At 71.8% G+C, this 12,665-nt stretch carries 13 protein-coding genes; 10 read left to right on the top strand and 3 right to left on the bottom strand.

The window, feature by feature from the left end:
- Nucleotides 1–349: 349 nt before the first annotated feature.
- Genes M3M27_RS02420 through M3M27_RS02430 form a run of 3 tightly spaced genes read right to left on the bottom strand, consistent with a single transcriptional unit; the run spans nucleotide 350 to nucleotide 2,069 of the window.
- On the bottom strand, nucleotides 350–1,144 hold the full coding sequence (locus tag M3M27_RS02420) for a siderophore-interacting protein (RefSeq protein WP_434027025.1): 795 nt from the start codon (nucleotides 1,142–1,144) through the stop codon (nucleotides 350–352).
- Nucleotides 1,141–1,548 (bottom strand): Fur family transcriptional regulator, encoded by a 408-nt coding sequence (locus M3M27_RS02425; protein WP_434027027.1) that lies wholly within the window; start codon nucleotides 1,546–1,548, stop codon nucleotides 1,141–1,143. The genes M3M27_RS02420 and M3M27_RS02425 overlap by 4 nt, the downstream gene beginning before the upstream one ends.
- On the bottom strand, nucleotides 1,545–2,069 hold the full coding sequence (locus M3M27_RS02430; protein ID WP_434027028.1) for a PadR family transcriptional regulator: 525 nt from the start codon (nucleotides 2,067–2,069) through the stop codon (nucleotides 1,545–1,547). The genes M3M27_RS02425 and M3M27_RS02430 overlap by 4 nt, the downstream gene beginning before the upstream one ends.
- Nucleotides 2,070–2,247: 178 nt before the next feature.
- Between M3M27_RS02430 and mdcA the strand changes: the two genes are divergently transcribed.
- From mdcA to M3M27_RS02480, 10 genes are all read left to right on the top strand, one after another.
- A complete protein-coding gene (gene mdcA, locus M3M27_RS02435; protein ID WP_434027029.1) occupies nucleotides 2,248–3,894 on the top strand; it encodes a malonate decarboxylase subunit alpha in 1,647 nt (548 codons plus the stop codon).
- Between the two features lie 10 nt (nucleotides 3,895–3,904).
- The gene (gene mdcC, locus M3M27_RS02440) at nucleotides 3,905–4,222 is read left to right on the top strand and encodes a malonate decarboxylase acyl carrier protein (RefSeq protein WP_434027030.1); all 318 of its coding nucleotides are present in this window, start codon (nucleotides 3,905–3,907) and stop codon (nucleotides 4,220–4,222) included.
- A gap of 1,306 nt (nucleotides 4,223–5,528) precedes the next feature.
- A complete protein-coding gene (locus tag M3M27_RS02445; RefSeq protein WP_434027031.1) occupies nucleotides 5,529–6,449 on the top strand; it encodes a biotin-independent malonate decarboxylase subunit beta in 921 nt (306 codons plus the stop codon).
- Nucleotides 6,440–7,144, top strand: a complete 705-nt coding sequence (gene mdcE / locus M3M27_RS02450) for a biotin-independent malonate decarboxylase subunit gamma (protein WP_140725676.1) — start codon at nucleotides 6,440–6,442, stop codon at nucleotides 7,142–7,144. The genes M3M27_RS02445 and mdcE overlap by 10 nt, the downstream gene beginning before the upstream one ends.
- Before the next feature lies 1 nt (nucleotide 7,145).
- Entirely contained in the window at nucleotides 7,146–7,790 is a 645-nt protein-coding gene (gene mdcG, locus M3M27_RS02455) for a malonate decarboxylase holo-[acyl-carrier-protein] synthase (RefSeq protein ID WP_434027032.1), read from the top strand.
- Nucleotides 7,787–8,650, top strand: coding sequence for a triphosphoribosyl-dephospho-CoA synthase MdcB (gene mdcB, locus M3M27_RS02460; RefSeq protein ID WP_434027033.1), 864 nt, complete (start codon nucleotides 7,787–7,789; stop codon nucleotides 8,648–8,650). Before mdcG ends, mdcB begins: the two co-directional genes overlap by 4 nt.
- A complete protein-coding gene (gene mdcH, locus M3M27_RS02465; protein WP_434027034.1) occupies nucleotides 8,647–9,582 on the top strand; it encodes a malonate decarboxylase subunit epsilon in 936 nt (311 codons plus the stop codon). The genes mdcB and mdcH overlap by 4 nt, the downstream gene beginning before the upstream one ends.
- Before the next feature lie 151 nt (nucleotides 9,583–9,733).
- Nucleotides 9,734–11,089 carry an SLC13 family permease gene (locus M3M27_RS02470; RefSeq protein ID WP_140725688.1) on the top strand — a complete coding sequence of 452 codons (1,356 nt, stop codon included), beginning with the start codon at nucleotides 9,734–9,736 and terminating at the stop codon, nucleotides 11,087–11,089.
- Between the two features lie 194 nt (nucleotides 11,090–11,283).
- Nucleotides 11,284–12,003 carry a GntR family transcriptional regulator gene (locus tag M3M27_RS02475; protein WP_140725691.1) on the top strand — a complete coding sequence of 240 codons (720 nt, stop codon included), beginning with the start codon at nucleotides 11,284–11,286 and terminating at the stop codon, nucleotides 12,001–12,003.
- Nucleotides 12,004–12,122: 119 nt separating this feature from the next.
- Nucleotides 12,123–12,554, top strand: coding sequence for a GNAT family N-acetyltransferase (locus M3M27_RS02480; protein ID WP_434027035.1), 432 nt, complete (start codon nucleotides 12,123–12,125; stop codon nucleotides 12,552–12,554).
- Nucleotides 12,555–12,665 lie beyond the last annotated feature (111 nt).

The raw sequence follows: 12,665 nt of genomic DNA on the forward strand, positions 1-12,665 counted from the left end.
TCGCCTTTTCCGGCGAGCCCCTGTGCGCCGCCCTTCGGGTGTTTCCCATTGTCTCCGCCGCTTCGGAGGGGCCGCGCCGCAGTGACATTCGTAGGCCATGGAGGTTGGCGCGCCGCCGCGCGAGGAGGCGTTACCCAATCCAAAGCAAAATCACGAGCAACAGCAACAGCAACAGCAACAGCTGCAATTGCAGTTGTTGCCTTAGCTGCAGCCGTCACGCCCGCATCAATCCCTCCACCGTGTCCCGCGCAGGCGGGGGAGAACGCCACTGCTTGCGAGCAGGCCGCGACGGAGGTTTGCCGATAACGCCCATCGCAGTTTATGCCGCTCCTGCAAGGGCCTCGCTCGCTCAGCCTTCTTCCTCGTCCGGTCCAGCCTTCCAATAGCCAGTGGCGCGGATCGAGTGCGGGTCCACCCGCAGGTGGCCTTCGACAAACTTGCGCATCATGCGCGTGCGCCGGGATTCGGTGGCGATCCAGTAGAAGGTGTCGCCGTCGTCCGGCTCGAAATCGCGCAGGACGTCCTCGAGCAAGGTGCTGGTGGCGGCGTCCACGCCGTTGCGCTCCAGCCAGTGGATGCGTACGTCGGCGGCGCTCGCCAGATCCTGGCGCTCGCCAGCGTCGGCGATCTCGATGAAGACCTGGGCCTGCATGCCCTCCTGCATCTCCTCCAGCCAGCGGCCGATCGCCGGCAGCGCGGTCTCGTCGCCGATCAGGACGTACTGGTCGTAGTCGCCGGCGACGACGAACGAGCCGCGCGGGCCGGCGATCGTCAGGGTGTCGCCGGGCCGGGCGCTGGCGGCCCACCCGGAAGCGACGCCGTCGCCGTGCAGCACGAAGTCCAGCGCCAGCTCGCCGGCCCCGGCGTCGTGGTGGCGCGGGGTGTAGTCGCGCATCGGCGAGGGCGCCACGCCCTCGGGCAGGCGCGGGCCCTGCGGCGTCATCGTCGGCACGACGATCTCGCCGTCGGCGTTGGGGAAGAACAGCTTGATGTGATCGTCCGGCGCGGCGCTGTGGAAGCCCTGCAGCTGCTCGCCGCCGAGCACGATGCGGCGCATGTGCGGGGTGACCTGCTCGGTGCGCAGCACCTGCAGGTCGCGGCGCCGGATCTCGTGGCGCACCAGCCGGTTGTCGTGGGTCGTCATGGTGTTTCCTGGGGGAGAACGGTGCCGGCGGCATGCGCCATCGGCACCAGGTGGTAGCCGAGGCGCGCGGCCTGTTCGGCCAGTGCCGCCACGGCGGTGGAACCCGGCAGGCTGGCGTCGGCTGGCAAGGCGGGGAGGGAAGGAGGGGACACGGCCAGGCGCCAGCGCAGGCGGCCGTGCGGCGTCGCCGACACGCTCGCCAGCGCGAGCCGTTCCAGGTCGCGGAGGGCGCGGTAGACGGTGCCCAGGCCGATCCGGGCCTCGTGGTCGCGCAGGCGCCGATGGAGCCACATCGCATCGACCGGCTGCGCTTGCGAGGCCAACGCCTGCAGCACCGCCAGGCGCGGCCGGGTGACGCGCAGGCCGGCCTCCGCCAGCAGGGCGCGCAGGGCCGGCTCGTTCATCGCGGTTCGTCCATGCCGTCGGCGGCCTGGTCGAGCAGGGCCGCCACGCGCGCGATCTCGGCTTCGTCCCAGCGCCCGTGGCGGGCGATCAGGCCGCGCTTGATCCGGCGCAGCGCATCGCGCACCGGCGCCGGCAGGTTGGCCTTGGCGATCTCGCGCGCGCTGCGATGGGTGCGCATCAGCGCGGCCTCGATCGCCTCGCGCTCGGCCTCGGCCTGGGTGCGGCCGGCCGCGGTGATCGCGTAGCGCTTGCGGCCGTCCTCGCTGTCGGCCTCGATCCAGCCATGGCGCTCCATCTGCGCCAGGGTCGGATAGACCGCGCCGGGGCTGGGCGTGTAGACGCCGGCGAACATTTCGGCGATCAGCCGGATCAGCTCGTAGCCGTGGCGCGGCTGCTGCTCGATCAGCGCCAGCAGCAGCAGGCGCAGGTCGCCGTGGGCGAGGGCGCGGCCGCCGCGCATGCGCGCATGCGCCTGGCGGTGCGCGTGCAACAGGCCGGAGAGGAGCTTGGGCGGGCGCATTTCGATATGTCGTATCGGGTGCCTGGACGATATATCGAAATCGGCGATGCCGACAACCGCGCGGCGGTCCCGCCGGCCCCGGCCGTTCAGCCGCCAGTCTTGCTGCACTGCGGCTGGACATCGTCGCGTCGATATAATTATGTTGTGATTACATCAACATCATGATGTCGGAGCGGGCATGAGCCGAACCTGGGACACCCTGGCCGAGAGCCGTCGCCAACGCCTGCAGCGGGCCGCGCCGCTGGCGCGTGGCGGCCACCGTGTCGCCGCCGCCGATGCGGTGGCGCTGCTGGAGGCCGTGATCGAGCCGGGCGACCGGGTCTGCCTGGAGGGCAACAACCAGAAGCAGGCCGACTTCCTCGCCCAGTGCCTGACCCAGGTCGACCCGGCGCGCGTGCACGATCTGCACCTGGTGCAGTCGGTGCTGTCGCTGCCGGCGCACCTGGACGTGTTCGAGCGCGGCATCGGCAAGCGCCTGGACTTCTCCTTCTCCGGGCCGCAGGGCGCGCGGCTGGCGACGCTGGTGGCGCAGGGCGCGATCGAGATCGGCGCGATCCACACCTACCTGGAGCTGTTCGGCCGCTACTTCATCGACCTCACCCCGCGCGTGGCGCTGGTCGCCGCGCAGGCCGCCGACCGCCACGGCAACCTCTACACCGGCCCGAACACCGAGGACACGCCGGTGATCGTCGAGGCCACCGCATTCAAGGGCGGCATCGTGATCGCGCAGGTCAACGAGGTGGTGGACGCGCTGCCGCGCGTGGACATCCCGGCCGACTGGGTCGACTTCGTGGTGCCGGCGCCGCGCCCGCACTACATCGAGCCGCTGTTCACCCGCGACCCGGCGCAGATCTCCGAGATCCAGGTGCTGATGGCGATGATGGCGATCAAGGGCATCTACGCCGAGTACGGCGTGGACCGGCTCAACCACGGCATCGGCTTCGACACCGCGGCGATCGAGCTGCTGCTGCCGACCTACGCCGAGTCGCTGGGCCTGAGGGGCAAGATCTGCCGGCACTGGGCGCTTAATCCGCACCCGGCGCTGATCCCGGCGATCGAGAGCGGTTTCGTCGAATCGGTGCACTCGTTCGGGTCCGAGCTCGGCATGGAGCGCTACATCGCCGCGCGCCCGGACGTGTTCTTCACCGGCGCCGACGGCTCGATGCGCTCCAACCGCGCGTTCTCGCAGACCGCCGGCCTGTACGCCTGCGACATGTTCATCGGCTCCACGCTGCAGATCGACCTGCAGGGCAACAGCTCCACCGCCACGCGCGACCGCATCGCCGGTTTCGGTGGCGCGCCCAACATGGGCTCGGACGCGCGCGGCCGCCGCCACGCCAGCGAGGCCTGGCTCAAGGCCGGGCGCGAGGCGGCGCGCCCGGGCGAGATGCCGCGCGGGCGCAAGCTGGTGGTGCAGATGGTGGAGACCTTCCGCGAGCACATGGCGCCGGCCTTCGTCGAGCGCCTCGATGCCTGGGACCTGGCCGAGCGCGCGCAGATGCCGCTGCCGCCGGTGATGATCTACGGCGACGACGTCACCCACGTGCTCACCGAGGAAGGCATCGCCAACCTGCTGCTGTGCCGCACGCCGGAGGAGCGCGAACAGGCGATCCGCGGCGTGGCCGGTTACACCGCGGTCGGCCTCGGCCGCGACCGGCGCATGGTCGAGGACCTGCGCGACCGCGGCGTGATCCGGCGCCCGGAAGACCTGGGCATCCGCACTCGCGACGCCACCCGCGACCTGCTCGCCGCGCGCACGGTCAAGGACCTGGTGCGCTGGTCCGGCGGGCTGTACGCGCCGCCGCAACGTTTCCGCAACTGGTGAGGGCCTGCCGATGGAGACCCTGAACTACCGTTTCGACGGCCGCGTCCCGGCCAAGGCCGCGCGCGACCATGCGCTGGTCGGCGTGGTCGCCTCCGGCAACCTGGAAGTGCTGATCGAGACCGCGCCGCTGGAGGGCGCGATGGAGATCGCGATCGTCACCGCCGCGCGCGGCTTCGGCGCGATCTGGCAGGCGGTGCTCGACGACTTCGCCGCCCGCCACCCGCTGCGCGACGTGCGCATCAGCATCAACGACGTCGGCGCCACCCCCGCGGTGGTCAGCCTGCGCCTGGACCAGGCGGTGGAAGCGCTGCGGGAGGGCGAGGCATGAATTGCCTGGGTTATGCGGGAGGAAATCGGGTCCCGGTCGTTACCGGAGCAGGCGAGCGCACCGCTGCGTGTTTGTTCTATGTAGGAGGGACCTCAGTCCCGACCGCTTCCGGAGCCGGTGAGCACACCACTTCGCCTGTCGCGACTGAAGTCGCTCCCACAGGGGGGCGTGCGCCGGGACGCGTGGCTGTCTTGCTTTCTGTGGGAGGGATTTCAATCCCGACTGTTTCCGGAGGCGGTGAGCGCACCGCTTCGCCTGTCGCGACTGAAGTCGCTCCCACAGGGGTTCGTGCGCCGGAACGCGCAACTGTCTTGCTTTCTGTGGGAGGGATTTCAATCCCGACTGTCTCCGAAGCCGGTGAGCGCGCCGCTTCGCCTGTCGCGACTGAAGTCGCTCCCACAGGAGTTCGTGCGCCGGGGCGCATGGCTGGCTTGCATTCTGTGGGAGGGATTTCAGTCCCGACTGTCTCCGAAGTCGGCCAGCGCATCGCTTCGCCTGTCGCGACTGAAATCGCTCCCACAGGGGTTCCTGCACCGGGATGCATGGCTGGCTTGCTTTCTGTGGGAGGGATTTCAATCCCGACTGTTTCCGAAGCCGATGAGCGCATCGCTTCGCCTGTCGCGACTGAAGTCGCTCCCACAGGGGTTCGTGCGCCGGGACGCGCAGCTGTCTTGCTTTCTGTGGGAGGGATTTCAATCCCGACTGTCTCCGAAGCCGGTGAGCGCGCCGCTTCGCCTGTCGCGACTGAAGTCGCTCCCACAGGGGTTCGTGCGCTGGGACGCATGGCTGTCTTGCTTTCTGTGGGAGGGATTTCAATCCCGACTGTTTCCGGAGCCGGCCAGCGCATCGCTTCGCCTGTCGCGACTGAAGTCGCTCCCACAGGGGTTCGTGCGCCGGGACGCATGGCTGTCTTGCTTTCTGTAGGAGGGACTTCAGTCCCGACTGTCTCCGAAGCCGGCCAGCGCACCGCTTCGTTTGTCGCGACTGAAGTCGCTCCCACAGGGGTTCGTGCGCCGGGACGCATGGCTGGCTTGCATTCTGTGGGAGGGACTTCAGTCCCGACTGTTTCCGGAGCCGGCCAGCGCATCGCTTCGCCTGTCGCGACTGAAGTCGCTCCCACAGGGACTCCTGCGCCGGGACGCGCAGCTGTCTTGCTTTCTGTGGGAGGGATTTCAATCCCGACTGTCTCCGAAGCCGGTGAGCGCACCGCTTCGCCTGTCGCCGCGACCGAAGTCGCTCCCGCGAGGACGCTCGCAGCCGGAACCGCATTCCCAAGGGCCGCCGCGCCCGCTCGATGGAGTCGCGCATGAGCACGATCCCCGCCACCCAGCGCAGTTTCTACGAGGCCGACGCGCGCGAGCGCATCGCCGGCCTGCTCGACGCGGGCAGCTTCCGCGAGTTCGTCGGCCCGCGCCGGCGCCTGTCCAGCCCGCACCTGGCGCAACTCGACCAGCCCGGCGCGTTCGACGACGGCATCGTGGTCGGCGAAGGCCGGTTGCGCGGCCACGCGGTGCTGGTCGCCGCGCAGCAGGGCGAGTTCCTCGGCGGCGGCGTCGGCGAGGTGCACGGCGCCAAGCTGGTCGGCCTGCTGCGGCGCGCGATCGCCGTGCGGCCGGCCGCGGTGCTGCTGCTGCTCGATACCGGTGGCGTGCGCCTGCACGAGGCCAACGCCGGCCTGATCGCGATCTCCGAGATCATCCGCGCCGTGCTCGACGTGCGCGCCGCCGGCGTCCCGGTGCTGGCGCTGGTCGGCAGCGGCAACGGCGCGTTCGGCGGCATGGGCATCGTCGCGCGCTGCTGCAGCGCGGTGCTGATGTCCGAGGAAGGGCGGTTGTCGTTGTCCGGCCCGGAAGTGATCGAGACCGTGCGCGGCGTGGAGGAATTCGACGCGCGCGACCGCGCGCTGGTGTGGCGCGTGACCGGCGGCAAGCACCGCTACCTGCTCGGCGAGGCCGCCGTGCTGGTGCCCGACCGCATCGACGCCTTCGCGCAGGCCGCGCTCGACGTGCTCGGCCAGTTGCGCGCGCCCGAGTCGGACGAGCAGGCGCTGGCCGCGCTCGAAGGCGAGCACGCGCGGCTGGCGCTGCGCATCGGGGCCTTCGGCGATTGCCGCGACGGCGTCGAGGTCTGGGACCGCCTGGGCATCGACGAGCCGCAGCGCCTGCCGCTGCTGGATATCGCCGACTTCCTCGCCGCCACCAGCGACCGGAGGGCGTCATGGTACTGAACGAGCTGCTCGACCGCCTGTTCCCGCACGGGCACCGCATCGCCGTGCGCGACGGCGTCATCACCGGCAGCGCCCGCACCGATGCCGGCGAGGTCACCGTGATCGGCACCACCGACCGGCTGGAAGTCGGCGTCGACCATGCGCTGGCGTTGGCCGCGCACGTGCTCGCCAGCACCCGCGCGCATCCGCGGCGCCCGATCGTGATGCTCGCCGACACCGCCGGCCAGCGCCTGTCGCGGCGCGACGAACTGCTCGGCATCAACGGCTACTTCGCGCACCTGGCCAAGTGCCTGGACCTGGCGCGCCGCCGCGGCGCGCGGCTGGTCACGCTGGTGCATGGCGAGGCGGTCAGCGGCGGCTTCCTTTCGTTCGGCCTGATGGCCGATCGCATCCACGCGCTGGCCGATGCGCAGGTGCGGGTGATGGACCTACGCGCGATGGCGCGCGTGACCAAGCAGCCGCTGGAGAAACTGCAGGCGCTGAGCCAGGCCTCGCCGGTATTCGCGCCGGGCGTGGCCAACTACGTGGCGATGGGCGCGGTCGAGTCGCTGTGGGAGGGCGACCTGGCCCGGGCGTTGCTCGATGCCCTGGCCGCGCCGGTGCATGGCGACGAGCGCAGCGTGCGCGGCGCCGAGCGCGGCGGGCGCACCCTGGCGCGCGACGTCGCCGATGCCGTGGCCGCGGGCGAGGCCTGACATGCCGCTGCCGCGCCACACGCTGGTCTGGCTCGACCCGCACGGCGCCTGGCAGGCGCTGGCGCCAGGCGCGCAGGCGGAGCTGCACGACTGGTTCGCGCAGGGCCGGCCGGCGATCGTGGCGCGCCGCGACGAAGCGGCCGGCGACAACGAGTTGTGCCTGGGCGTGCCGCTGCCGCCGGCCTCGGGCAAGCGCCGGCTTGCGCTGCGCGCCGAGGGGCCCGCGGTGCGTCGCCACACCCCGCCGTATGCGCTCGCCGACGTGATCGCGCATGCGCCCGGCGGTTGGCGCGGCGCTCTCGAGGCCCTGGAGCATGCCGCGGCCGCGCGTGGCCTGGCGCCGCGCGTGTTCGGCAGCTTCGCCTGGCAGGCGCTGACCGGCCTGGACTACGTCGGCCCGGGCTCGGACATCGATTTGCTGTGGGCCGTGGACGATGCCCGCCGCGCGAACGCAGTCGTCGCGCTGCTGCAGCGCTGGGAAACCGCGCAGGGCCGCCGCGCCGACGGCGAGCTGGTGCGCGGCGACGGCAGCGCGGCGAACTGGCGCGAGTACGCCTCCGGCGCCGCGCAGGTACTGGTCAAGCGCCACGACGGTTGCGCCTTGCAGTCGCGCGAGGCGTTCTTCGCCCAACGGAGCGCGGCATGAGACCCGCCGCTGCCCTCGCCACCCCGCCATCGCCACCGGCCTCGCCGCTGGCGCGCCGGCTCGGGCGGCTGGCGGTGGCGGCGCTGCATGCCGAGCTGGCGCTGGCGCCCAAGCCGGGCCTGGTGACGCCGTTCGACCGCGGCAGCCACGACGACATGGATGCCGCCACCTTCCTGCGCAGCCTGTTCGCGCTACGCGGCTACTTCGTCGCCATCGCCGAGGCCGGCCGCCGCGATGCGCCTTTCGCCACGCTGCGTGCGCTCGGCCTCGAGGCCGAGGCGGCGATGCAGCGCGCCACCGGCGGCATCAACACGCACCGCGGCGCGATCTTCAGCCTCGGCCTGCTGGTCGCACAGGCCGCGCGCCTGCGCGCGCTGCACGGGCGCACACCGCGCGCGGCGCAGGTGTGCCATGCCGTCGCCGGCTGGCGCGCCGACCTGCTCGACGCGCCGCTGGACCCGCGCAGCCATGGCCAGCGGATGCGCCGCGCGCACGGCGTGGCCGGCGTGCGCGAGCAGGCCGCGGCCGGCTACCCGATCCTGCGCGAGGTCGCCGTGCCGGCATTGCGTGCCGCCCTGGGCGATGGCATCCCGCGCGAGGCGGCATTGGCGCAGACCTTGATGACGCTGGTCGCCCGCGTGCAGGACCTCAACCTGCTGCATCGCGGCGGCCGCGACGGCCTGCGCCTGGCGCAGCGGCTGGCGCGCGGATTCCTGGCCGAGGGCGGCGTCCATCGCGCCGACTGGCGCGCGCGGCTGGACGCCATCGGCACCCGGTTCGTCGCGCACCGGCTCAGCCCCGGCGGCAGCGCCGACCTGCTCGCCTGCGCCGCGTTCCTGCTCGCCCAGGAGGATGCATGAGCCTGGCATTGCTGTGCCCGGGGCAGGGCGGCCAGCACCCGCGCATGTTCGAGCGCGTGCTCGCCGCGCCGGCCGCCGCGCCGCTGTTGCGGGCGGCAAGGAAAACGCTCGGCCGCTCGCCGCAGGCGCTCGCCGGCGACGAGGAGCGCTATCGCAACGCCATCGCCCAACCGCTGGTCTGCGCGGCGGCGCTGGCGCACTGGCGCGCGTTGCGGCCACTGCTGCCGGCGCCCGGGCTGGCATTGGGCTACAGCGTCGGCGAGCTCGCCGCGCATGCCATCGCCGGCAGTTTCGACGACGCCACCTGCCTGCAGCTGGCCGCGCGCCGCGCCGCGCTGATGGATGCGGCCAGCCCCGCGGATGCGGGGCTGCTCGCGGTGGTGGGCCTGCCGCGTAGCGCGCTGGAAACGCTGCTGCACCGGTACCAGGCCGCGCTGGCGATCGACAACGGCGAGGACCACGCTGTGCTCGGCGGGCCGCGCCAGGCGCTCGATGCGTTGGCCGCCGAGGCGCGCGCGCAGGGCGCGCGTGCCTGCCCGCTGCCGGTGTCGGTACCGGCGCACACGCCGTGGCTGCGCGCCGCCGCGGATGGCTTCGCGCAGGAACTGGACCAGGCGGCGCTGCGCGCGCCCGCGCTCGCCGTGCTGGCGGGCATCGATGCGCAGCCGGCGCGCACGCCCGCGCGCGTGCGCGACACGCTGGCGGCGCAGATCGCCACCACGGTGCGCTGGCGGCAGGCGATGGCGCAGGCGCTGGAACGCGGCGCCACGGTGTTCCTCGAACTCGGGCCGGGCAGCGCGCTGGCGCGGATGGCGCGCGAGCTGGCGCCGCAGGCCGAGGCGCGTTCGGTGGAGGACTTCCAGACGCTGGAGGGCGTCGCGGAATGGGTGCAGCGCGCCTGCGCGCGCGCTGCGGATTCCGGCGTTTCGTAGGTAGGAGCGGTATCGCGTTGGAGCGGCCCCGGCTGCGATGGGACTTTCCCTCGAGCCCCCTCGCAGCCGGATGCCGCTCCGCCAACAACCCAAGCAACCCCGGAATGGCGGGTGGCCATTCGCAAGCGAATCAGGTGTCTCGGGAGGGCGCATGAGTCCGCAAGTCATCACGATCATCGGCCTGGTGATCATGTTCGTCGTATCCACGGCTTTGCCGATCAACATGGGCGCCGTGGCGTTCGCGCTGGCCTTCCTCATCGGCGGGATCTGGCTGGACATGGACGGCAAGGCCGTCCTGTCCGGCTTCCCCGGCGACCTGTTCCTGACCCTGGTCGGCATCACCTACCTGTTCGCGATCGCGCAGAAGAACGGCACGATCGACCTGCTCGTGCACTGGGCGGTACGCGCGGTGCGCGGGCGCATCGTCGCCATCCCCTGGGTGATGTTCGTGGTGACCGCGGTGCTCACCGCATTCGGCGCGCTCGGCCCGGCCGCGGTGGCGATCATCGGCCCGGTCGCGCTGCGCTTCGCCAAGCAGTACCGGATCAACCCGCTGATGATGGGCCTGCTGGTGATCCACGGCGCGCAGGCCGGCGGCTTCTCGCCGATCAGCGTGTACGGCGGCATCACCAACAAGGTGGTCGAAAAGGCCGGGCTGGAAGTCACCGAGATGGCGGTGTTCCTGACCAGCCTCGGCTTCAACCTGATGATGGCGCTGATCTGCTTCTTCGCCTTCGGCGGCATCGCGCTGCTGCGCCGGCGCGAGGAACCGGTGGCCGCCGTCGGCGTCAACGGCAACGGCGAGCCGCAGGCGTCCAAGCGCGCGTTCGCGATCGAGGGCCACGGCGCCACCGTCAGCGCCGGCCAGGGCCTGCTCTCGCACGACGCCTCCGAGCTGGCCGCGGTCACCCTCACCCGCGACCGCGCCATCACCCTGGTCGGCCTGCTCGGCCTGGGCGTGGCCGCGCTGGTCTACAACCTCAACGTCGGCCTGGTCTCGATCACCGTCGCGGTGGCGCTGGCGCTGTTGTCGCCGTCGGCGCAGAAGGGTGCGGTCGAGGGCATCAGCTGGTCCACCGTGCTGCTGATCAGCGGCGTGGTCACCTACGTCGCGGTGCTGGAGAAGGCCGGCGCGGTGGACTTCATCGGCAACGGCGTGTCGGAGATCGGCATCCCGCTGCTGGGCGCGCTGCTGGTCTGCTACGTCGGCGGCATCGTCTCCGCGTTCGCGTCCTCGGCCGCGGTACTCGGCGCCACCATCCCGCTGGCGGTGCCGTTCCTGCTGCAAGGCCATCTCGGCGCGGCCGGCGTGATCTGCGCGCTGGCGATCTCCTCCACCATCGTCGACGTCAGCCCGTTCTCCACCAACGGCGCGCTGGTGGTGGCCTCGGCGGCCAAGGACGAGCGCGAGGCGCTGTTCCGCCGCTTCCTGGTCTACAGCGGCCTGGTGGTGGCGCTGGGGCCGCTGGCGGCCTGGCTGGTGTTCGTGGTGCCGGGCTGGATGTAGGCCCGGCGGCATGCAAGGCCGCGCCGATCCGTGCACGCCCTCGGGCCCTGCGCCCGAGGGCTGGATCGAAGCGCCATCGGGCGCGGCTCGCCGCCGCGGCCACGCCCGCGGATGCCGGTCGGTGCCGGGATGACGGTTCCATGACGGTACCGCACTAGAATGCCGCATCTCCCGCTCCCGCCCGCACCGTCACGATGACGCTCGCTCCCGCTCCACGCACCGGCAAGAAGCGCGTGCCGCTCTACGAAGAAGTGGCCGAGCGCCTGCGCCAGAAGATCTACGACTACGAACTGCCGCCGGGCGAATGGATCGACGAGCCGGCGCTGGCCGAAGAACTGGGCATCAGCCGCACGCCGCTGCGCGAGAGCCTCAAGCTGCTCGCCGCCGAAGGCCTGGTGCAGATCGACGCCGGGCGCGGCAGCCGCGTCACCCGGCTGTCGCTGGAGGACCTCAACCAGCTGTTCCCGGTGATGGCGATGCTGGAAGGCCGCTGCGCGTACGAGGCGGTGCGCCGCATCGACGAGGCCGGCCTGGCGAAGCTGGAACAGCTGCACGCCGCGATGGAAGCCGCCGCCGGGCGCGGCGACCTGGCCGAGTACTACCGCAACAACTACGTCATCCACGAGACCGTGCAGGAGTACGCCGGCAACCCGTGGCTGATCCGGGTCACCCACGACCTGCACCGCATCCTCAAGATGCACCGCGGCCGCCAGTTGCTCACCCCGGGGCGCATGGCGCAATCGCTGGCCGAGCACCGCGAACTGATGGAGTGCTTCCGCCGGCGCGACGCGGAAGCCGCCGAGCGCACCATGAACCGCCACCTGCTCAGCCAGGGCCAGGCGCTGGCCGCCTACGTCGCCAGCGGCGGCATGCTCAACGTGCCGGCGCCGCTGCCGCGCTCGGGCGGGATCTGACCCGAGGCCGCCCGCGCGATGCCGAGCGGGCGGCCGCTCGCGCCAGTGGCTACGCTTGGCATCGAGGGAACCTGGACGGGCCCGGGATCCACACGAATTCGACACGGAGTGCCATCGCCATGAATCCGGCTCCACCCGATGTTCCCGTCCCGCCGCAGGCGACCCTCGAGTGGCGGGGCCCGTTCGCGAACAGCGAGGTCAACCAGCTGCATGCCGAGTGCTTCGGGCATCGGCTGCTCGAGGACGACTGGTGGAGCCAGGTCAATCGCTTCAGCCTGGGCTGGGTCTGCCTGCGCCAGTCGGCGGAGCTGGTCGGGTTCGTCAACGTCGCCTGGGACGGAGGCGTCCACGCGTTCGTGCTGGACACGATGGTGACGGCGTCATCGAGGCGGCAGGGTCTTGCGACCGCCCTGGTAAGGGAGGCGGTCGAGCGCGCGAAGGAAGCCGGCTGCGAGTGGCTGCACGTCGACTTCGATCCCCACCTGCGCGCATTCTACTTCGGCGCTTGCGGCTTCAAGCCGACCGATGCCGGCGTGATCCAGCTCGCCTAGGTCGCCTGCCGGAACGGGCCGCTGGCGGAGGATCGAGCGCAAGCACAGGGCGGCCGCATCGGCGGCGATTCGCCCGACCGCGCATGCCCGGCCGATCGCAACCGCAATGCC

The sequence above is a fragment of the Xanthomonas boreopolis genome, from assembly GCF_046529185.1.
Lineage (GTDB): Bacteria > Pseudomonadota > Gammaproteobacteria > Xanthomonadales > Xanthomonadaceae > Pseudomonas_S > Pseudomonas_S boreopolis.